1 protein-coding gene is annotated in these 973 nt (G+C 67.6%); it reads right to left on the bottom strand.

Features of this window, described 5'->3' with window-relative positions:
• A partial coding sequence (locus HMPREF3165_RS13900) for a peptide MFS transporter (protein WP_256275253.1) occupies positions 1-973 on the bottom strand: 973 nt, incomplete at both ends.

Here is a 973-nt window from a genome sequence, read left to right as displayed (position 1 = left end):
TCATGATGGTGGAGGGAAACCTGCCCGCCCTCCGGGTGAAGAGCATGCCGATCAGCGGGGCCAGGATCACGATCGCCGCGGGGTTGACCGACTGATAGGCCTCCGCGGTGATCGACCAGCCGAACAGGGGCAGCCGCAGATCCGTGTTGGAGTCGGCGAAGGTGGCCATCTTGCCGGCCGCCTGCTCGGTAATCATGAAGAACAGGACCGCGCCGATCCACAGGGGGATGTAGGCGCGCAGGTGCGTGCGCTCAGGGGCGGAGACCTTCGGGGAACGGAACATGACCACGAAGTAGGCCACGGCCGCACCGACCGGCACGAGCAGGCCCGCCGTGGCGACGGTGGTCACCAGGTTTCCGGTGATCGCCTGGAGAGCGGCCACGACAGCGCCGACGGCGACCAGGATGCCGAGGGAACCCAGCAGCAGCCGCTGGCGCTCCTCAGGGCGGATGGGGTTGGGGACGGTGAAGGCGAAGGCGGAGAGCTTGTGGCGGCCGTAGATGAAGGCGCCCAGGGCGAAGGCCATGCCGATGGCGGCCGAGGAGAAGCCGGCGTGGTAGCCGTAGTGCTCGCGCAGCCAGCCGGTCAGCAGGGGAGAGGCGAAGGCGCCGACGTTGATGGACATGTAGAACAGCTGGAAGCCGGCGTCGCGCCGGATGTCATCATCGTCGTAGAGGCCGCCGACGATGGTCGTCAGGTTCGGTTTGATGAAGCCGGTGCCCACGGCCACCAGCACGATCCCCGTCCAGGAGGTCACGGTGCTGGGGATGGTCAGGCAGATGTGGCCCGCCATGATGACCACGCCGCCGTAGAGGGTGGACAGCCAGGGCCCAATGATGCGGTCGGCGAAGATGCCGCCGGGGATGGCCAGGAAGTAGACGGCCATCCCGTAGAGCGCGATGACGACCTGTCCGCTGGTCTCGCTCAGGCCCAGGCCGCCGCGGGCCACGGTGTCGGTGATGAAGTACAGCAG

Source organism: Actinomyces sp. HMSC08A09 (assembly GCF_001807465.1).
GTDB lineage: Bacteria > Actinomycetota > Actinomycetes > Actinomycetales > Actinomycetaceae > Actinomyces > Actinomyces oris.
Note: the sequence above shows the minus strand (reverse complement) of the source record. Positions and strands in the feature narration are given on the sequence as shown.